18 protein-coding genes are annotated in these 20462 nt (G+C 55.4%); 13 read left to right on the forward strand and 5 right to left on the reverse strand.

The window, feature by feature from the left end; all coding sequences use genetic code 11:
• Positions 1–159 precede the first annotated feature (159 nt).
• The 7 genes from mreB to tldD all read left to right on the forward strand — a co-directional run bounded on the left by mreB (position 160) and on the right by tldD (position 10195).
• Positions 160–1203 carry a rod shape-determining protein MreB gene (gene mreB / locus ACG1VR_RS01890; RefSeq protein WP_000913396.1) on the forward strand — a complete coding sequence of 348 codons (1044 nt, stop codon included), beginning with the start codon at positions 160–162 and terminating at the stop codon, positions 1201–1203.
• A gap of 65 nt (positions 1204–1268) precedes the next feature.
• The gene (mreC, locus tag ACG1VR_RS01895) at positions 1269–2255 is read left to right on the forward strand and encodes a rod shape-determining protein MreC (protein WP_016538425.1); all 987 of its coding nucleotides are present in this window, start codon (positions 1269–1271) and stop codon (positions 2253–2255) included.
• Positions 2255–2743: a rod shape-determining protein MreD gene (gene mreD / locus ACG1VR_RS01900; protein ID WP_016538424.1), complete on the forward strand. Its 489-nt coding sequence runs from the start codon at positions 2255–2257 to the stop codon at positions 2741–2743. Before mreC ends, mreD begins: the two co-directional genes overlap by 1 nt.
• Positions 2744–2752: 9 nt before the next feature.
• Complete coding sequence (locus ACG1VR_RS01905) at positions 2753–3346, forward strand: Maf family protein (RefSeq protein WP_395490066.1); 594 nt, start codon at positions 2753–2755, stop codon at positions 3344–3346.
• A complete protein-coding gene (gene rng, locus ACG1VR_RS01910) occupies positions 3336–4805 on the forward strand; it encodes a ribonuclease G (protein WP_016538422.1) in 1470 nt (489 codons plus the stop codon). The genes ACG1VR_RS01905 and rng overlap by 11 nt, the downstream gene beginning before the upstream one ends.
• 46 nt (positions 4806–4851) lie before the next feature.
• The gene (gene yhdP, locus ACG1VR_RS01915; protein WP_395490068.1) at positions 4852–8664 is read left to right on the forward strand and encodes an AsmA2 domain-containing protein YhdP; all 3813 of its coding nucleotides are present in this window, start codon (positions 4852–4854) and stop codon (positions 8662–8664) included.
• A gap of 85 nt (positions 8665–8749) precedes the next feature.
• Positions 8750–10195: a metalloprotease TldD gene (gene tldD, locus ACG1VR_RS01920; RefSeq protein WP_016538420.1), complete on the forward strand. Its 1446-nt coding sequence runs from the start codon at positions 8750–8752 to the stop codon at positions 10193–10195.
• Between the two features lie 17 nt (positions 10196–10212).
• Here tldD and aaeR read toward each other — a convergent pair whose 3' ends face one another.
• A complete protein-coding gene (aaeR, locus tag ACG1VR_RS01925) occupies positions 10213–11160 on the reverse strand; it encodes an HTH-type transcriptional activator AaeR (protein ID WP_395490070.1) in 948 nt (315 codons plus the stop codon).
• A 177-nt stretch (positions 11161–11337) separates the two neighbouring features.
• Here aaeR and aaeX point away from each other — a divergent pair, with 177 nt between their 5' ends.
• The 5 genes from aaeX to ACG1VR_RS01950 all read left to right on the forward strand — a co-directional run bounded on the left by aaeX (position 11338) and on the right by ACG1VR_RS01950 (position 16315).
• Positions 11338–11541 (forward strand): p-hydroxybenzoic acid efflux pump operon protein AaeX, encoded by a 204-nt coding sequence (aaeX, locus tag ACG1VR_RS01930; protein ID WP_008454892.1) that lies wholly within the window; start codon positions 11338–11340, stop codon positions 11539–11541.
• Positions 11542–11548: 7 nt separating this feature from the next.
• Positions 11549–12481, forward strand: a complete 933-nt coding sequence (aaeA, locus tag ACG1VR_RS01935; protein WP_016538417.1) for a p-hydroxybenzoic acid efflux pump subunit AaeA — start codon at positions 11549–11551, stop codon at positions 12479–12481.
• A gap of 11 nt (positions 12482–12492) precedes the next feature.
• Positions 12493–14454, forward strand: a complete 1962-nt coding sequence (aaeB, locus tag ACG1VR_RS01940; protein WP_172568895.1) for a p-hydroxybenzoic acid efflux pump subunit AaeB — start codon at positions 12493–12495, stop codon at positions 14452–14454.
• A 97-nt stretch (positions 14455–14551) separates the two neighbouring features.
• Entirely contained in the window at positions 14552–16006 is a 1455-nt protein-coding gene (locus ACG1VR_RS01945) for an NAD-dependent succinate-semialdehyde dehydrogenase (RefSeq protein WP_016538415.1), read from the forward strand.
• A 36-nt stretch (positions 16007–16042) separates the two neighbouring features.
• Positions 16043–16315: a barstar family protein gene (locus tag ACG1VR_RS01950; protein ID WP_016538414.1), complete on the forward strand. Its 273-nt coding sequence runs from the start codon at positions 16043–16045 to the stop codon at positions 16313–16315.
• Between the two features lie 70 nt (positions 16316–16385).
• Here the strand turns inward: ACG1VR_RS01950 and yhcN (ACG1VR_RS01955) are convergent, their stop codons facing one another.
• The 3 genes from yhcN (ACG1VR_RS01955) to argR form a co-directional block, all read right to left on the reverse strand.
• On the reverse strand, positions 16386–16652 hold the full coding sequence (gene yhcN, locus ACG1VR_RS01955) for a peroxide/acid stress response protein YhcN (RefSeq protein ID WP_016538413.1): 267 nt from the start codon (positions 16650–16652) through the stop codon (positions 16386–16388).
• 124 nt (positions 16653–16776) lie between these two features.
• Positions 16777–17040: a peroxide/acid stress response protein YhcN gene (gene yhcN / locus ACG1VR_RS01960; protein WP_039899448.1), complete on the reverse strand. Its 264-nt coding sequence runs from the start codon at positions 17038–17040 to the stop codon at positions 16777–16779.
• 374 nt (positions 17041–17414) lie between these two features.
• Positions 17415–17885, reverse strand: coding sequence for a transcriptional regulator ArgR (gene argR, locus ACG1VR_RS01965; protein ID WP_039899447.1), 471 nt, complete (start codon positions 17883–17885; stop codon positions 17415–17417).
• A gap of 488 nt (positions 17886–18373) precedes the next feature.
• On the opposite strand from argR, the gene mdh reads away from it, so the two are divergent.
• The gene (gene mdh, locus ACG1VR_RS01970; RefSeq protein ID WP_039898870.1) at positions 18374–19309 is read left to right on the forward strand and encodes a malate dehydrogenase; all 936 of its coding nucleotides are present in this window, start codon (positions 18374–18376) and stop codon (positions 19307–19309) included.
• Positions 19310–19365: 56 nt separating this feature from the next.
• Here mdh and degS read toward each other — a convergent pair whose 3' ends face one another.
• Positions 19366–20436, reverse strand: a complete 1071-nt coding sequence (gene degS, locus ACG1VR_RS01975; protein ID WP_172568896.1) for an outer membrane-stress sensor serine endopeptidase DegS — start codon at positions 20434–20436, stop codon at positions 19366–19368.
• Positions 20437–20462 lie beyond the last annotated feature (26 nt).

The following is a 20462-nucleotide window of genomic DNA, read 5'->3' on the forward strand; positions in this document are numbered from 1 at the left end:
GAGCGCCATGTAGGAAGACGTTTCAAAAGTGTAACAGCCGTAGTGAACTGCACTATTTTTCACCGTTGCAGAACATTTTTGCGCCTTGTCGCTGTAGCGTGTGGTTGGTAAAGTAAGCGGATTTTGTATCCGCCCCAGCTTTCAGGATTATCCCTTAGTATGTTGAAAAAATTTCGTGGCATGTTTTCCAATGACCTGTCCATTGACCTGGGTACTGCGAATACCCTGATTTATGTGAAAGGACAAGGCATCGTACTGAATGAGCCCTCCGTCGTGGCCATTCGCCAGGACCGTGCCGGCTCTCCTAAAAGCGTTGCAGCCGTAGGGCACGACGCTAAACAAATGCTTGGCCGTACACCAGGCAACATCGCGGCTATTCGTCCGATGAAAGACGGCGTTATTGCCGACTTCTTCGTGACTGAAAAAATGCTGCAGCACTTTATTAAACAGGTTCACAGCAACAGCTTCATGCGCCCAAGCCCGCGCGTGCTGGTGTGTGTGCCGGTTGGCGCAACTCAGGTTGAACGCCGCGCAATCCGTGAATCCGCTCAGGGTGCCGGCGCGCGTGAAGTGTTCCTGATTGAAGAGCCAATGGCTGCGGCAATCGGTGCAGGTCTGCCGGTTTCTGAAGCAACCGGTTCAATGGTTGTGGATATCGGTGGCGGTACGACGGAAGTTGCGGTTATCTCCCTCAACGGCGTGGTTTACTCCTCCTCCGTACGCATCGGCGGTGACCGCTTCGACGAAGCCATCATTAATTATGTGCGCCGTAACTATGGTTCCCTGATTGGTGAAGCAACCGCCGAGCGCATCAAGCACGAAATCGGTTCTGCCTATCCGGGCGACGAAGTGCGTGAAATTGAAGTTCGCGGCCGTAACCTGGCCGAGGGCGTTCCACGTGGCTTTACCCTGAACTCCAACGAAATCCTCGAAGCGCTTCAGGAGCCTCTGACCGGTATCGTTAGCGCGGTGATGGTTGCTCTGGAGCAGTGCCCGCCGGAGCTGGCGTCCGATATCTCCGAGCGCGGTATGGTTCTGACCGGCGGTGGCGCACTGCTGCGCAACCTCGATCGCCTGCTGATGGAAGAGACAGGTATCCCGGTAGTAGTTGCAGAAGATCCACTGACCTGTGTTGCCCGCGGCGGCGGCAAGGCACTGGAAATGATCGACATGCACGGCGGCGACTTGTTTAGCGAAGAGTAACAGCCGCAAGGTCAGGGGGAGCTTCCGGCTGCCCCTGCTTGCTGGTTTGGGAATACGCATAGCCTATGAAGCCAATTTTCAGCCGTGGCCCGTCGCTACAGATTCGCCTTATCCTGGCGGTGCTGGTGGCGCTTGGTGTCATTATCGCCGACAGCCGCCTCGGTACGTTCAGCCAAATCAGAACGTACATGGATACTGCCGTCAGTCCTTTCTATTTTGTCTCTAATGGTCCCCGTGAATTACTCGATAGCGTCTCTCAGACGCTGGCGTCACGCGACCAGCTGGAACTTGAAAATCGGGTTCTGCGTCAGGAGTTAATCCTGAAAAACAGCGAATTACTGATGCTGGGTCAATACCGGCAGGAAAACGCGCGTCTGCGTGAGCTGCTGGGTTCTCCGCTGCGTCAGGATGAGCAAAAAATGGTGACTCAGGTCATCTCTACCGTTAACGATCCGTACAGCGATCAGGTGGTTATCGACAAGGGCAGCGTAAACGGCGTTTACGAAGGCCAGCCGGTTATCAGCGATAAAGGCGTTGTCGGTCAGGTTATTGCGGTGGCTAAGTTAACCAGCCGCGTGCTGCTGATATGCGATGCCACACACGCGCTGCCCATTCAGGTACTGCGTAACGACATTCGTGTCATTGCGGCCGGTAACGGCTGTACTGATGATTTGCAGCTGGAGCATCTGCCGGCAAATACCGATATCCGCGTGGGCGACGTGCTGGTGACCTCGGGTCTCGGCGGGCGTTTCCCGGAAGGTTACCCGGTCGCCGTCGTCTCCTCCGTCAAGCTGGATACTCAGCGCGCCTATACCGTGATTCAGGCTCGTCCGACCGCCGGTTTGCAGCGTCTGCGTTATCTGCTGCTGCTCTGGGGTTCGGATAAAAACGGCGTTTCGCCGATGCCGCCTGAGGAAGTTCACCGTGTGGCTAACGAACGCCTGATGCAGATGATGCCGCAGGTTCTGCCGCCGCCTGGCTCTATGGGGCCGCCAGCGCCGGTGCCTGCGCCCGCGACGGGCATTACCCAGCCTGCTACGGGAGCTCAGTAGTGGGAAGTTATCGTAGCCAGGGCCGCTGGGTCGTCTGGCTTTCATTCCTGATTGCTCTGCTGCTCCAGGTGATGCCCTGGCCGGACGACCTCAAGTTTTACCGGCCTGACTGGGTGTTGCTGATTCTGCTTTATTGGATTTTAGCGCTGCCGCATCGCGTGAATGTCGGAACGGGATTCGTCGTGGGAGCCATACTTGATTTGATAAGTGGCTCCACACTTGGCGTTCGCGCTCTATCATTAAGTATTGTGGCTTACCTGGTGGCGCTGAAATACCAGCTTTTCCGTAATCTCGCCCTTTGGCAGCAGGCGCTGGTCGTTATGCTGCTCTCGCTGGTCACCGACATCATTGTTTTCTGGTCGGAATTTTTAGTGATCAACGTCTCTTTCAGACCGGAAGTGTTCTGGAGTAGTGTAGTTAACGGTATCCTGTGGCCCTGGATTTTCCTGTTAATGCGCAAAGTTCGCCAGCAATTTGCTGTGCAGTAAAAGGTAAATATGACTACGTTGTATCTGGCATCCGGTTCGCCTCGCCGTCAGGAATTGCTGACCCAGCTGGGCGTCTCCTTCGAACGTGTGGTTCCCGGCATTGAAGAGCAGCGCCAGCCGCATGAAAGCGCCGAGCAGTATGTATGCCGCCTGGCGCGTGAAAAAGCTCAGGCAGGCGTCGCGATGGTGACTCAGGATTTGCCGGTACTGGGTGCGGATACGATAGTTATTTTTAACGGCGAAGTGCTGGAGAAACCAAAGAATGCCGGGCACGCGGCGCAGATGCTGCGCCTGCTTTCCGGCAACCAGCATCAGGTGATGACGGCGGTGGCGATTGCCGACGCTAACCAGGTGCTGGAAACTTTAGTGGTTACCGACGTAACGTTTCGCAGCTTATCCGAACAGGATATTGCCGGCTATATTGCCAGCGGTGAGCCTATGGACAAAGCCGGTGCCTATGGTATTCAGGGGCTTGGCGGCTGTTTCGTTAAAAGGATTAATGGCAGTTATCACGCAGTGGTGGGATTACCGCTGGTGGAAACTGGTGAGTTGCTGAGCAATTTTCACGCGCTGCGTGACGGACGAGGAAAAGATGACGGCTGAATTATTAGTCAACGTTACCCCTTCAGAAACACGGGTAGCCTATATTGACGGCGGCATACTGCAAGAGATCCATATAGAGCGCGAAGCGCGCCGCGGAATAGTAGGGAATATCTACAAAGGTCGCGTTAGCCGGGTGCTGCCTGGAATGCAGGCGGCATTTGTAGATATTGGCCTGGATAAGGCGGCTTTCCTCCATGCTTCAGACATCATGCCGCATACCGAATGCGTGGCGGGTGAGGAGCAAAAGAACTTCAGCGTGCGTGATATCGCCGAGCTGGTTCGCCAGGGGCAGGACCTGATGGTACAGGTGGTGAAAGATCCGCTGGGTACTAAAGGCGCACGCCTCACCACCGACATTACTCTGCCTTCACGCTACCTCGTGTTTATGCCCGGAGCCTCCCACGTTGGTGTATCCCAGCGCATTGAGAGCGAAGCCGAGCGCGACCGCCTGAAGCGCATCGTTAATGATTATTGCGACGAGCACGGCGGGTTTATTATTCGTACCGCCGCCGAGGGCGTTTGCGAAGAAGACCTGGCCTCCGATGCCGCCTACCTGAAGCGCGTCTGGACCAAGGTTAGCGAGCGTAAGAAGCGCAATCAGACCCGCTATCAGATGTACGGCGAGCTGGCGCTGGCCCAGCGCGTGCTGCGTGATTTTGCCGACGCGGCGCTGGACAGGATCCGCGTGGACTCCCGCCTGACCTATGAAATGCTGCTGGAATTTACCGCCGAATACATGCCGGAAATGACCAGCAAAATTGAACACTACAGCGGGCGGCAGCCGATTTTCGACCTCTATGATGTCGAGAACGAAATCCAGCGCGCGCTGGAACGCAAGGTCGAGCTGAAATCCGGCGGCTATCTGGTTATCGATCAGACCGAAGCAATGACCACGGTGGACATTAACACCGGGGCATTTGTCGGCCATCGCAACCTCGATGACACCATTTTTAACACTAATATCGAAGCGACTCAGGCCATTGCCCGCCAGCTTCGCCTGCGCAATCTCGGCGGCATTATCATCATCGACTTTATCGATATGAGCAATGAAGATCACCGCCGCCGCGTGCTGCATTCTCTGGAGCAGGCGCTGAGCAAAGATCGCGTTAAGACCAGCATTAACGGCTTCTCACAGCTTGGTCTGGTGGAGATGACCCGCAAGCGCACGCGCGAAAGCGTGGAGCACGTACTTTGCAATGAATGCCCGACCTGCCACGGCCGCGGCACGGTAAAGACGGTCGAAACGGTCTGCTATGAAATCATGCGTGAAATCGTGCGCGTGCATCACGCCTACGATTCCGACCGTTTCCTGGTCTATGCTTCTCCTGCCGTGGGGGAAGCGCTGAAAAGCGAAGAGTCTCACGCCCTGGCCGAAGTAGAAATCTTTGTTGGTAAACAGGTCAAAGTACAAATAGAGCCGCTCTACAATCAGGAGCAGTTCGACGTCGTAATGATGTAAACGTGCGGATGCGCGTTTTGCCCGTAAGGCTGACAAGGAGAGAAAGGTGAGGCGACTGCCCGGCATTCTGCTGCTCACAGGCGTAACGCTGGTTGTTATCGTCGCGCTGCTGGTGAGCGGCCTGCGGCTCGTTTTGCCGCACCTGGATGCCTGGCGTCCCGCTCTGCTGGATAAAATCGAAGCCGCTACCGGCGTGCCGGTTGAAGTCAGTCATCTTCAGGCCAGCTGGGAGAACTTCGGGCCAACGCTCGACGTGCGTGATATCCACGCCGGTCTGAAAGACGGCGGCACGCTTAGCATTAAACGCGTCACCCTGGCGCTGGATGTTTGGCAAAGCCTGCTGCATGCCCGCTGGCAGTTTCGCGATCTCACCTTTTACCAGCTACAGATGCGTACCAACACGCCGCTCAGCCAGAACGGCGGCGAAGGCTCCCTCGAAGCCGACAAAATTAGCGATCTCTTTCTGCGCCAGTTCGATCACTTCGATCTGCGGGACAGCTCGCTTAGCTTCCTGACGATTTCCGGCCAGCGCGCCGAGCTATCCATCCCTCAGTTAACCTGGCTCAACGGCAAAAATCGCCACCGCGCCGAGGGCCAGGTCAGCCTTTCCAGCTTTAACGGTCAGCACGGTCTCGCCAACGTGCGTATGGACCTGCGCGATGAAAACGGCATTTTGAATAACGGCAAAGTCTGGCTTCAGGCGGACGACGTGGACGTGAAGCCCTGGCTGGGCCGCTGGATGAAAGATAACGTGGATTTGCAAAGCGCCCGTTTCAGCCTTGAAGCCTGGATGGACGTCAAAGAAGGCGATATCAGCGGCGGCAGCATCTGGCTAAAAAAGGGCGGCGCAAGCTGGCCGGGCACCGACAACGCGGATCACCGACTTTCGGTTGATAACCTGACGGCACAGGTCAGCCGCGAGAAGTCCGGCTGGCAGCTTTCAATCCCTTCCACCAACATCACGCTTGATGACCAGGCCTGGCCGAAAGGTTCACTCTCAGTCGCGTGGATTGCTCCGCAGGATGTAGGCGGCAAAGAAGGCCAGCGCGGCGATGAGCTACGCGTGCGCGCCAGCAATATGGAGCTGGAAAAATTCAACGGGCTGCTGCCTATAGCCGCCAAAATCTCCCCCGAGTTTGGCGACATCTGGACGGCGATGCAGCCGCAGGGGCATATCGATGTGCTGGCGGTTGATATCCCGCTTCAGCAAACCGAGCAGACCCGCATGCAGGCGCGCTGGGATAATGTAAGCTGGAAGCAGTGGAAGCTGTTGCCGGGCGTGGAAAACTTCTCAGGCTCGGTGACGGGCAGCATTCCTCACGGCCAGCTTAATGCCGTGGTAAGTGATGCAAAAATGCCTTACGAGACGGTGTTCCGCGCGCCGCTGGAAATTGAAAAAGGCTCGGCGACGCTGGCCTGGCAGAAAAATGCCGACGGCTTCCAGCTTGACGGTAAAAACATTGATGTGAAGGCGCGTTCAGTCTGGGCGCGTGGCGACTTCCGCTATTACCAGCCGAGCGGCGGCGACCCGTGGCTCGGTATCCTGGCCGGTATCAGCACTGATAACGGCGCGGATGCCTGGCGCTACTTCCCGGAAAATCTGATGGGCAAAGAGCTGACAGATTATCTTAGCTCGGCCATTCAGGGCGGCCAGGCGGATAACGCTACGCTGGTCTACGGCGGCAACCCGCATCTCTTCCCGTACGAGCATAACGAAGGCCAGTTTGAGGTTTATGTTCCGCTACGCAACGCCAAATTTGCCTTCCAGCCGGACTGGCCTGCGCTGGAGAATCTCGACATCACGCTCGACTTCATCAACAACGGACTGTGGATGAACAGCGATGCGGTAAAACTGGGCGGCGTGACGGCCAGTAAGCTGACGGCTAATATTCCCGATTATGCAAAAGAGAAACTGCTGATCGATGCCGATATTAACGGGCCGGGCAGCGCGGTTGGGCCATATTTCAAGGATACGCCGCTGGACGATTCTCTGGCCGCGGCGCTTGATGAGCTACAGGTTGGCGGCGATGTGAATGCTCGCTTACATCTCGATATTCCGCTCAACGGCGAAATGACCATCGCCAAAGGCGACGTGCTGCTCAATAACAACACGCTGCTTATCAAGCCGCTTAACAGCACGCTGCATAACCTGAATGGCAAATTCAGCTTTACCAACGGCGACTTGCAGAGCGAAACGCTGAGCGCCAGCTGGTTTAATCAGCCGGTGAGCCTGGACTTCAATACCAAAACCGGCGACAAAGATTACCAGATTGGCGTTAACCTGAACGGCGACTGGCAGCCGAATAAAACCGGCGTCCTGCCTAAGCAGGTCAACGACGCTATCGGCGGCAGCCTGGCGTGGAAAGGCGATGTGGGTATTACTCTGCCTTACCGCGGAAGCGCCAGCTATAAAGTTAATCTGGCGGGCGATCTGAAGAATGTGAGCAGTCACTTACCTGCGCCGGTCGATAAGAAGGCCGGAACTCCGCTGCCGCTCAATATCGCCGTTAAGGGCGATTTAAAAAGCTTCGATTTAACCGGCAATGCCGGGTCGCTAAACCACTTCTCCAGCCGCTGGCTGTTAAATAAAAAACTCACGCTCGACCGGGCAATTTGGACCACCGATAGTAAGACCGTGCCTCCGCTGCCCGGGCAGCAGGGCATTGAACTTGATTTGCCCGCGATGGATGGCGCCCAATGGCTGGCGCTGTTTAGCGCCGGAGCCGCAGACAGCGTAGGCGGTTCGGCCGCTTTCCCTTCGGCGATTACGCTACGGACACCGGCATTAACGCTTGGCGGCCAGCAGTGGCATAACCTGAGCCTGGTTTCCCGCCCGGCGATCGGTGGCACTCAGGTTGAGGCCCAGGGGCGCGAAATCAACGCCTCGCTGAGCATGAAAAATAACGCGCCGTGGCAGGCCAGTATCAAATACCTCTACTTCAACCCAACCTGGACCCTCGCTCCTGCGACGTCCGGCGGGACACCCGCGCCTTTGCAGCCTGAAAGCGATAACGCTATCAGCTTCCGTGGCTGGCCAGATGTGCAGCTGCGCTGCGCCGAATGCTGGCTGTGGGGGCAGAAATATGGCCGCATTGACGGTGACGTTAAAATCAATGGCGACACGCTCCAGCTGGCAAACGGGCTGGTGGATACCGGCTTTGCCCGCCTGACGGCCGACGGAGAGTGGGTTAACAAACCCGGCGCCGAGCGTACCTCTCTGAAAGGCAGGCTCAAGGGCGAGAAGCTGGACGCCGCGGCCGGTTTCTTCGGCGTGAAGACGCCGCTGCAAGGCTCCTCTTTCGACGTGGATTACGACCTGCACTGGCGGGCTGCGCCGTGGAAGCCGGATGAAGCCTCGCTAAACGGCATTCTGCATACCAAATTTGGTAAAGGGCAAATTACCGATGTCAGCACCGGCCACGCCGGGCAACTGCTGCGCCTGGTGAGCTTTGACGCGCTGCTGCGTAAGCTGCGCTTCGACTTCAGCGATACCTTCGGCAGCGGCTTCTACTATGACTCGATTCGCAGCACCGCGTGGATAAAAGACGGCGTGCTGCATACCGATGATACGCTGGTGGACGGGCTTGAGGCCGATATCGCAATGAAAGGCTCGGTGGATCTAGTGCGTCGCGAGCTGAATATGGAAGCGGTGGTGGCGCCGGAAATCTCCGCTACCGTCGGCGTTGCGGCTGCGTTTGCCGTTAACCCAATTGTCGGCGCGGCGGTCTTTGCCGCCAGTAAAGTGCTTGGCCCGCTGTGGAACAAAATATCGGTTCTGCGCTACAGCATCACCGGCCCGGTAGACAAACCTCAAATCAATGAAGTGCTGCGTCAGCCGCGCGTGAGCGAAGCCAAGTGATTTGACGTCGACGTTTAATTGCCGCAAGCTCCATAGATAAACATTCTTCGCCGTACGGGCGATAAGCAATAAGAGTAGCGAAACGATGAGTCTGAACCTGGTAAGTGAGCAGTTGCTGTCCGCGAATGGCTTAACCCATCAAGATCTGTTTTCCATTCTCGGCCAGCTGTCCGAGCGCCGTCTCGACTACGGCGACCTCTACTTCCAGTCGAGCTACCATGAATCATGGGTGCTGGAAGACCGCATTATTAAAGACGGCTCATGGAATATTGACCAGGGCGTTGGCGTGCGTGCGGTTAGCGGTGAGAAAACCGGGTTTGCCTATGCCGACCAGATAACGCTGCTGGCGTTAGAGCAAAGCGCTCAAGCCGCCCGTAGTATCGTTCGCGAACAGGGTGACGGGCGCGCTCGTACTCTGGGTAACGTGCCGCACAGCGCGCTTTACACCAGCGCCGATCCTCTCACCAGCATGACCCGTGAAGAGAAACTCGACATCCTGAGGCGCGTAGACAGCGTGGCGCGAGCCGCAGATGCTCGTGTTCAGGAAGTTAGCGCCAGCCTGACCGGCGTATACGAACTGATTCTGGTTGCCGCCACCGACGGCACCCTGGCTGCCGACGTTCGCCCGCTGGTTCGCCTGTCCGTTAGCGTTCAGGTTGAAGATGACGGTAAACGCGAGCGCGGTTCAAGCGGCGGCGGCGGTCGTTTTGGCTATGAATATTTCCTCGAAACCGCTAACGGTGAAGTTCGTGCCGATGCGTGGGCGAAAGAAGCCGTGCGCATGGCGCTGGTAAACCTTTCTGCCGTTGCGGCACCGGCGGGTATGCTGCCGGTTGTGCTGGGCGCAGGCTGGCCTGGCGTACTGCTGCACGAAGCGGTAGGCCACGGGCTGGAAGGCGACTTCAACCGCCGTGGGACCTCGGTATTCAGCGGCCAGATGGGGCAGCTTGTCGCCTCTGAGCTTTGCACCGTGGTCGACGACGGCACCATGATGAACCGCCGCGGCTCCGTTGCTATCGATGATGAAGGCGTACCGGGCCAGTACAATGTACTGATTGAAAACGGCATTCTGAAAGGTTACATGCAGGATAAGCTGAACGCTCGCCTGATGGGCGTTGCGCCAACCGGTAACGGCCGCCGCGAGTCTTACGCTCACCTGCCGATGCCGCGCATGACCAACACCTATATGCTGGCCGGAAAATCCACCCAGCAGGAAATTATCGAGTCCGTAGATTACGGTATTTTCGCGCCTAACTTTGGCGGCGGCCAGGTGGATATCACCTCCGGCAAGTTCGTGTTCTCCACTTCAGAAGCCTACCTGATTGAGAAAGGGAAGGTAACGAAGGCGGTTAAAGGGGCGACGCTTATCGGTTCCGGGATTGAAACCATGCAGCAAATCTCAATGGTCGGTAACGATCTGGCGTTGGATAACGGCGTTGGCGTTTGCGGTAAAGAAGGGCAAAGCCTGCCGGTTGGCGTAGGCCAGCCGACGCTGAAGGTGGATAACCTGACCGTTGGCGGTACAGCTTGATTTAACTTCAGGCCGGGCTAGCCCCGGCCTAGTTGTTTTGCCTTCCCGTTTCTTCCCTGCACGCCCTGATAAAGCTCCGACACCTTCACGAAATATTGCGTCAGATAGTTGATGCAAACCTCAACCTTCAGCGGCAGTTTATCCTTCTCGGTATACAGCGCGTAGACCGGGCGAGGATCGGACTGGTAGCGCGGGAACAGGATCTCAAGCTGCCCGCTATTGATCTCGTCGATCACCCACATCAGCGGCGCATAAGCTATCCCCGCTCCGGCTTTTAGCCAGCGGCTGAGCGTCATCGGATCGTTGGTCACAAAGCGCCCCTGCGGCAGCAGCCGGGTAGAGATCCCTTCCGGTGCGATCAGCTCAAATTCGTTGTCCGGGCGAATGCTGTATTCCAGCCACGAATGGTTTGCCAGGTCTGCGGGTTTTTCCGGGGTGCCGTGCTGCTGTAGATAGTTTTTCGCCGCACAGACTACCATCGGCATCGAACCCAGCCTGCGTGAAAACAGGCTGGAGTCCTGCAATGCGCCCACGCGGATAACCAAATCCAGCCCGTCTGCAATCAGGTCCGGTGCCGGTATGCCGGTAACCAGGTTTACCGTTAGCCCCGGGTGTTCACGCAGCATTTCGGCGGTCATGTCGGCCAGGACATTCTGTGCCATAGTTGAAGAACTGCCGATGCGCAGCGTGCCAATAGGCGTGTTATTAAAGGCGTAGAGCTGCTCGTGAACCTCCTGGGCCTCATGGAGCATTTTACGGCAGCCCTGATAATAAATTTTTCCCGCTTCGGTCAGGCCGATGCTGCGGGTGCTGCGGTTAAGAAGTTTTACCTGCAGCTCATCTTCCAGCTTTGAGACAATCTGGCTGATGGAAGAGACGCTCATTTGCAGCTGCCTGGCTGCGGCAGTGTAGGAGCCAAGTTCGACGACTTTGGCAAACACCGACATACGTTTAAGTCGTTCCATTGTTAACTCTGAGTGAAAAGTGATTTAGATCACATATTATAGATAACAGGGTAACAGTTACGTTAATATATTATTATTAGCCTAACTCATACCGCGCGCTCGCTTGCCTTTTCTGGCCTCTTAGTCGCGGTTTACCGTCGAGTTATGTACCGCCTGCATTATCTAATCAAGGTTAAAATGAGTCTATTTCCGGTAATCGTAATATTCGGTCTTTCGTTTCCGCCGATATTCTTCGAGTTAATTTTGTCGCTCGCTGCCTTCTGGCTGGCGCGTCGGCTGCTGACCCCAACCGGCATCTATGATTTTGTCTGGCACCCGGCATTATTCAATACAGCGCTCTATTGCTGCCTTTTTTATCTGATTTCGCGTTTGTTCGTTTGAGGTTGATGTGAAAATACTAACAAGAAACATAACCCGTACCGCTATCACGCTTTTGCTGGTGCTGCTGGCCTTCATCGCTATCTTCCGCGCATGGGTGTTTTATACCGAATCCCCGTGGACGCGTGACGCTCGTTTTACCGCCGACGTTGTCGCGATTGCGCCAGATGTCTCCGGCCTGATAACCACCGTTGACGTGCAGGACAACCAGCTGGTGAAGAAAGACCAGGTGCTGTTTACCATCGACCAGCCGCGCTACCAGAAGGCGCTGGAGCAGGCGGATGCCGATGTGGCCTATTACCAGGCGCTGGCATCCGAGAAACGCCGCGAGGCCGGTCGGCGTAACACGCTCGGCATTCAGGCTATGTCGCGCGAAGAGATAGACCAGTCGAACAACGTACTGCAAACCGTGCTGCATCAGCTGGATAAAGCTCAGGCGACCCGCGACCTTGCAAAACTTGATTTACAGCGCACGGTGATCCGCGCCCCTGCGGACGGCTGGGTGACAAACCTTAACGTCCATACCGGTGAATTTATTAATCGCGGCGCGACGTCCGTGGCGCTGGTGAAGCAGAATTCTTTCTACATTCTTGCCTATATGGAAGAGACCAAACTTGACGGCATTCGCCCGGGCTACCGGGTGCAGATTACCCCGCTGGGCAGCAATCGTGTGCTGCGCGGCAGTGTCGATAGCATCTCGGCCGGGGTGACCAACGCCAGCAGCACCAGCGATTCCAAAGGAATGGCGACCGTTGACTCTAACCTTGAGTGGGTTCGCCTGGCCCAGCGCGTGCCGGTACGCATTCGTCTTGATGAACAGCAGGGCAACCTGTATCCGGCGGGGACTACCGCCACCGTCGTTGTCACCGGTGAGAAAGATCGGAAAGCGGAAAACGATTCGGCGTTTATCAAACTCTTGCACCGCCTGCGTGAGTTCGGTTGAGTTGGCCGCCTATGTATAACATCTCCACGCTACATGTCCGCTTTGCAATCAAACTCGCCTTTGCCATTGTGCTGGCGGTGTTTGTTGGCTTCCAGTTTCAGCTGGAAACCCCGCGCTGGGCTGTGTTGACGGCGGCAATCGTCGCCGCAGGGCCTGCCTTTGCGGCAGGCGGCGAGCCTTACTCCGGGGCCATTCGCTATCGCGGCATGCTGCGTATTATCGGGACTTTTATCGGCTGTGCCGCCGCGCTGGTTATCATCATCACGCTGATTCGGGCGCCGGTTGTCATGCTGCTGGTGTGCTGTATCTGGGCCGGTTTTTGTACCTGGATCTCCTCCCTTGTTCGCGTTGAAAACTCCTACGCCTGGGGCCTTGCTGGTTATACGGCTCTGATTATCGTCATCACTATTCAGGCCGCGCCGCTTACCACTCCACAATTTGCCGTTGAACGTTGCAGCGAAATTGTCATCGGTATCGTCTGCGCAATCGTCGCCGATTTGCTGTTTTCACCGCGCTCGATTAAGCAGGAAATCGACCGGGAGCTGGATAATCTGCTGGTGGATCAATACCGGCTGATGCAGCTCTGTATCGCCCACGGTGACAAGGAAGAGGTTGATAAAGCATGGAGCGGGCTGGTGCGCAAGGTCACGGCGCTCAACGGCATGCGCGGCAATTTGAATATGGAGTCCGCCCGCTGGTCGAAGGCCAATAGCCGCCTGAAGGCCATCAACACGCTCTCTCTGACTTTGATTACCCAGGCCTGTGAAACCTTCCTTATACAAAATACTCGCCCTGAATACGTCACGCCGGAGTTCCGCATGCTGTTCGCCACGCCGGTTGAAACCGCGGCGGATGTCTATAAGCGCATGAAGGTACTGCGTCGCGCTATTTCCGCCATGGGCGAAAAGGCCACGCCGGTGACTATCGGTTCATGGGTTGGCGCCTCCACGCGATTTTTGCTGCTTAAACGCGGTTTTATCTGCAACAGCCGGGTGAGCGCCGTGGAAGAGGAAGTATTGAACGGCGAGCCGGTTATCAAAGTGGAGTCGGCGGAGCGCCACCACGCAATGATTAACTTCTGGCGCACCACAATCTCCTGCGTGCTGGGGAGTCTGTTCTGGCTCTGGACCGGTTGGACATCCGGCAGCGGGGCGATGGTGATGATTGCCGTGGTTACCGCCCTGGCGATGCGTTTGCCTAACCCGCGTATGGTCTCGCTCGATTTTCTGTACGGCATGCTGGTGGCGCTGCCGCTGGGGGCGCTTTACTTCCTGGTTATCCTGCCGTCTACCCAGCAAAGTATGCTGCTGCTGTGCATCAGTCTTGCGCTACTGGGCTTCTTTATGGGGATTGAGGTCCAGAAACGGCGGCTGGGATCGATGGGGGCGCTGGCCGGGACTATCAATATTATTGTGCTGGATAACCCGATGACGTTCCACTTCAGCAGCTTCCTGGATAGCGCGCTGGGGCAAATCGTCGGCTGTTTCCTGGCGATGATGGTTATCCTGCTTATCCGCGATAATTCTAAAGAGCGCACCGGGCGCACGCTGCTGAACCAGTTTGTCTCCGCCGCCGTTTCGGCGCTGACCACTAACAATGCACGCCGCAAACAGAACCATTTACCTGCTCTGTACCAGCAGCTCTTCCTGCTGCTGAATATGTTCCCCGGCGATATCGACCGCTACCGCCTGGCGCTGACGCTGATCATTGCGCACCAGCGCCTGCGCGATGCGCCGATACCGGTGAATGATGACCTTTCTGCCTTTCACCGGCAGTTGCGTAAAACGGCGGATAAAGTTATCTCCGCCAGCAGCGACGATAAACGCGAGCGCTACTATCAGCAACTGCTGGGCGAGCTGGAAATTTATCAGGAGAAACTTCGCCTGTGGGAAGCGCCGCTCCAGGTTACCGAACCGGTGAAACGGCTGGCCGATATATTGCACAAATATCAGCACACTCTGATAAATGCCTGATTAATCCGAATGGAAAAGAGCCGACGCCTGCGTCGGCTTTTTTCTATCTATACTTAACAGCGGTCAACGGGACGAACACTTCTGAACAGGAGAAAATATGACTAATCAGACCCTCCAACAAAGTGAACTCTTCAAAACCGGCTATCTGGTCGACGGTAAGTGGCACGCGCTCGGTGAAACCTTTGAGGTACTGAACCCGGCCACCGGTGAAGTGGTGGCCAGAGTGGCAAAGGCCGGTAAAAAAGAGACCGAAGCCGCTATCGAAGCAGCAAGTAAAGCTTTCCCCGCCTGGCGCGCCAAAACGGCCAAACAACGTTCTGACCTGCTCTACGGCTGGTATCAATTAATTCTGCAACATAAAAGCTGGCTGGCGCGGCTGATGACCCTTGAGCAGGGTAAACCGCTTAAAGAGGCGGAAGGCGAAGTTGAGTACGCCGCCAGTTTTATTCAGTGGTTTGCCGAGCAGGCAAAGCGCGCTAACGGCGAAATTATCCCTCCGGCTAAGACCGGGTCACGGATCCTTGCCACTCGTGAACCCGTGGGCGTGGTTGCGGCTATTACGCCTTGGAATTTCCCGATGGCGATGCTCACCCGTAAGCTTGGCCCTGCTCTCGCCGCTGGCTGCACAGGCGTCATAAAACCTGCCAATAACACGCCGCTTTCTGCTTTTGCGCTGCTGGAGCTTGCTCGCCAGGCCGGTATACCGGACGGTGTACTAAATGCCGTCGCGGGGAAAACGCCGGAGATCAGCGATGCTATAATGGCCAGCCAACAGGTGCGCAAAATTTCCTTCACCGGCTCGACCGCAGTGGGCAAAACGCTGATGCGTAATGCGGCCCAGACGATGAAGAAAGTCTCGATGGAGCTTGGCGGCAATGCGCCCTACATTGTGTTTGACGATGCCGACATCGATGAGGCCGTTAAAGGCGCTATTGCCAATAAGTTCCGCAACGCCGGGCAGGTTTGCGTCAGCGTTAACCGCTTCTTTATTCAGCAGGGCGTCTACGACCAGTTTGTGAATAAGCTTGCCGAAGCGGTTAAAAAGCTGAAAGTAGGAAACGGCCTGGAAGAGGGCGTTGTGGTTGGCCCTCTGATTGAATCCTCGGCGGTAGATAAAGTTCGTGAGCATGTAGAGGACGCGCTGGCAAAAGGCGGCAAAGCCCTGGTGGGCGGGAAGCCTCATGCGCTGGGAGGTAACTTCTGGCAGCCCACGGTGATTATCGATGCCAGCGACGAAATGAAATTGGCTCAGGAAGAGACATTTGGCCCGCTGGCCGCCTGCTTTAGTTTCAAGACTGAAGAGGAGGTTATCGAGCGCGCCAATAATACGCCGTTTGGCCTTGCGGCTTACTTCTATACCCAGAACCTACAGCGCGTATTCCGCGTCTCGCAGGCGCTGGAAAGCGGCATGGTGGGCGTTAATGAATGTGCGGTTTCCACCGAGCTTGGCCCGTTTGGCGGGGTAAAAGAGTCCGGCCTGGGGCGAGAGGGTTCCGTGCTGGGGCTGGAGGAGTTCCTGGAAGTGAAAACGTTACACATCGGCGGGCTGTAGCTCTCCCGCTTGCGATAAACGGTCAGGACGGCAGCGATGAAAAAATACACGTTTGATTTTAGCCAGATTGAAGACAACCCTGCGTTTTACCAACGGTTTTCAGAGCTGCTTTCCTTAAGCAAAGGCGTGGTACACGATTTAGACAGCCTGTGGGAGGTGGTCACCGGTGCCGCATTTTCCCTGCCGGCAGAAATTGAATTTACGCATCTGCCGGAGAATAAACGGCGCAGGTTTGGTGCGCTTATCCTGCTGTTTGATGAGGCGGAAGAGGAGCTGGAAGGCCAGCTTCGCTTTAACATTCGCAGCTAAACGCGAATTTCGGGCATAAAAAAGCCCCCGGCGAGCGGGGGCAAGGTCGTAGGACAAGTACGACGAGGGTTTATTTGTACAGTTCAGCAGTTGCGTGCCAGGTGTCGCCGCTACGTGCTTCGGTAATACGGTATGCGGATGCACCTTGTTCTGTCGCTTTCTGCGAGAGTTCCTGACGCATATCCATTGGCGCGCTGCCAATCTGGCTTACAGAGATTGAGCCCATGGACTGCATGCCTTGAGCCTGTTCGCTATTGATCTGGTGAGCTGCGGCGTTAGCGCCTAAAGAGATAACGGACAGCAGGCTCAGTGCGGCGATAGTTAATTTGGTTTTCATAGTCTTTACTCCTGAAGGTTTACACGGCGGCCGGAAGGGCTTGATAGCGATTTTTCTACTTGGGGCCGCTCGAGGCTTAACGTTTTTAGTTCTATCTATTCAACTGACTTATGGCTGACGGCTGTTACTTATACAGCTCGGCAGTTGCGTGCCAGTGGCCACCGGTACGGGCTTCGATTACGCGGTAGGCTGAAGCGCCGTTTTGCTCGGCTTTCTGGTTCAGCATTTCATGCATATCCATCGGCGAGCTGGCGATATCGTCAACGGAAACGGTGCCTAAAGACTGGCGGTTTTCCGCTTGCTGCGCGTTGATAGAGTCAGCGGCAAAAACGCCGAAAGACAGGGCGGATAGCAGGCTGGCGGTAACTAAAGTGGCTTTCATGTTCATCATTTTTTCCTCGTCGTATTCTTTTGGTTGGGTCATCGTTCTGTGACCCTCATCACGAAATTAAGTATACACTAGTTTCGGAAAAAATTAATACCTTGCTAATTGTTGCCTATGCAACTTTAAATTAATGAAATGATTTTTTATTACCCATAGTTATAAAAAAGACGTTTTTATCGCGCCATTTTTGTTAAATATAAGTAAAATCATATATATGGGTCAATTTGACTATTTGTGCGGTAAAGCACAGAACAATGGCCTGTGGAATGCTATTGAAGCAATTCCATACGCTGGGCTGAGGTTTTTTTACCGAAGATTACCGGGGCGGGAGGGTAAAGCCCGCCATATAACACGGCGGGCTGAAGAGAAGAGGAGTATTACAGCTCTTGTTCGAACAGGACCAGAATCGCTTCGTACAGCTCTTTCACGGTGAAGTCATTGGCCGGGGTGGTAAAGATGGTGTCATCTCCGGCGATGGTGCCGAGGATACCTTCAGCTTTACCCAGTGAGTCCAGAAGGCGCGCAATAAGCTGTGCGGCACCCGGGCTCGTGTGGATAACCACTACGGCGTCGTTGTAATCAATGTCCAGCACCAGGTTTTTCAGCGGGCTGGAGGTCGTCGGAACCCCAAGCTCTGCTGGCAGGCAGTAAACCATTTCCATCTTGGCATTGCGGGTTCTGACCGCGCCAAACTTGGTCAACATGCGGGAAACTTTGGACTGGTTGATGTTTTCGAAACCTTCGTTTTGTAACGCCTGAACTATCTCGCCCTGTGAGCTGAATTTCTCTTCTTTAAGTAACGCTTTGAAAGCCTTTACTAATTCTTCTTGTTTCGAGGAGTTACGCATAAATAACCTATCCTGGGTAAAAGAGATAACATTATTATGCATTTAAATGAATTTTTATGCAAATTGTTCATCTTCCTTCAGGCGCGAGAGCGATCGCCAGCCTGAATGCTGTGGGACAATTATCCGGCGGGAGTCAGCCTGAAATAATGTTATGAAAGCGGGGGATTTTATCAAATTTCGTTATCGGCGAACATGCCTGTGTCACGACTCGCAAATAAGCCTCAAAGTAAATTAAATGTTATCAAAATGATGTTGTTTTGGTTGGCCTTGAGGGGTAATGTAACCGCCGTTGATGTAACCACATCAGGTCGTGACCGGGCGCTATGGCGTCGTTCCTCCCGGCGAGTAAATGCAGCAGCAACGCGGTCGATGATTGCGGAATATCGCAATCTGGCGGCGGGAAGATTGTAATTATCTCTTCTCTGGATTATGGTCGCCACCGCATGGAGTTACGGCACGATTTTGCTAACCATAATAAGGAGTTTAGGATGAAAGTTGCAGTCCTCGGCGCAGCCGGCGGTATTGGCCAGGCGCTTGCCCTTCTACTTAAGACCCAACTGCCTTCAGGCTCAGAACTCTCACTGTATGACATTGCTCCGGTAACCCCTGGGGTTGCGGTGGACCTGAGCCATATCCCTACAGACGTGAAAATCAAAGGTTTCTCCGGCGAAGACGCAACTCCGGCGCTGGTTGGCGCGGACGTAGTGCTGATTTCTGCTGGCGTGGCGCGTAAACCCGGTATGGACCGCTCCGACCTGTTTAACGTCAACGCGGGCATCGTGAAGAATCTGATTGAGCAGGTTGCTAAAACGGCACCAAAAGCCTGCATCGGTATTATCACCAACCCGGTTAACACCACCGTTGCTATCGCGGCGGAAGTGCTGAAGAAAGCGGGCGTTTACGATAAAAACAAACTGTTCGGCGTGACCACGCTGGATATTATCCGCTCCAACACCTTTGTTGCCGAGCTGAAAGGCAAAAAGCCAACGGATATCGAAGTTCCGGTCATCGGCGGCCACTCAGGCGTGACTATTCTGCCTCTGCTGTCCCAGATCCCGGGCGTGAGCTTCACCGAGCAGGAAGTGGCTGACCTGACCAAACGTATCCAGAACGCGGGTACTGAAGTGGTTGAAGCTAAAGCCGGTGGCGGATCGGCTACGCTGTCCATGGGCCAGGCCGCAGCTCGTTTCGGTCTTTCTCTGGTTCGTGCGCTGCAGGGCGAAAGCAATGTTGTTGAGTGCGCGTATGTTGAAGGTGACGGCGAGCACGCACGTTTCTTCTCTCAGCCGCTGCTGCTGGGTAAAAACGGTATCGTTGAGCGCAAAGCTATCGGCACCCTGAGCGCCTTTGAGAAACAGGCGATGGAAGGCATGCTGGATACCCTGAAAAAAGACATTCAGCTGGGCGAAGATTTCGTTAAGTAATCGACCTCAGAATAAAAAAAACCGGAACTCAGTTCCGGTTTTTTTATGTCCGCAGTTTAGTTACTTCCGGCGGGATATTCCTGGATAGTGACCTGAAGCGTCAGCTTTTTATCTTCACGCATCACTTCAACCGGGATAACCGAGCCTGGTCTAATTTCTGCAACCTGGTCCATGGTCTCCAGCGCGGAGATGGCCGGTTTGTGGTTGACCGAGATAATCACGTCATTGACCTGAATACCTGCCTGAGCGGCCGGACCTTCCGGTGAAACTTCGTTCACGATAATCCCCTGCAGCTGGTCGATGCCGGTAGACGGGCCGTGCAGCGGGGTAATTTCTCTGCCGCCGATGCCGATATAACCGCGGATCACCCGGCCATCGCGAATCAGCTTATCCATTATTTTGGTCGCCAGCTGAGTTGGGATAGCAAAGCCGATCCCCTCCGGGGTTTCGCCGTCGTTGCTCTTATCGAACGACAGGGTATTGATGCCCATCAGCTCGCCTAAGGAGTTAACCAGCGCCCCGCCCGAGTTCCCGCGGTTGATGGAGGCGTCCGTTTGCAGGAACGACTGGCGGCCTGACGGGCTAAGGCCGATGCGGCCGGTGGCGCTGATAATGCCCTGAGTTACCGTCTGCCCGAGGTTGTACGGGTTGCCTATCGCCATGACAACGTCGCCGATGTGCGGCTGGCGTTTGCCGTTAATCGGAATAATCGGCAGGCTGGTGGCGTTGATTTTCAGCACGGCCAGGTCGGTCAGGCTGTCGGAGCCAATCAGCAGCGCTTCGAAAACTCGCCCATCCTGAAGCGCAACGATGATTTGCTCCGCGTCGTTAATAACGTGTTTATTGGTAATGATGTAGCCGCGGCCGTCCATGATAACGCCGGAGCCGAGGGTTTTTATCTGCAGTTGATTCTGGCCGTTATTGCCCACGCTGCGGTTATAAACGTTGACCACCGCCGGGGCAGCACGGCGCACCGCCGGGTTAAAACTCATCGGCGTTTCGTCGGCGCTGTCATATTGCGATGGTACCAGCGGGCTAACGGCCTTGCGCAATGACGGCATCGCGAGCAACAGCAGCCCCGCGACAATCAGCCCAATCACCACCGAACGTAAGATCTTTAGGAACATGAATTTGAGTTAATCAGTGAGAAAAA

The sequence above is a fragment of the Cedecea davisae genome (assembly GCF_044095835.1).
Classification (GTDB): Bacteria; Pseudomonadota; Gammaproteobacteria; order Enterobacterales; family Enterobacteriaceae; genus Cedecea; species Cedecea davisae.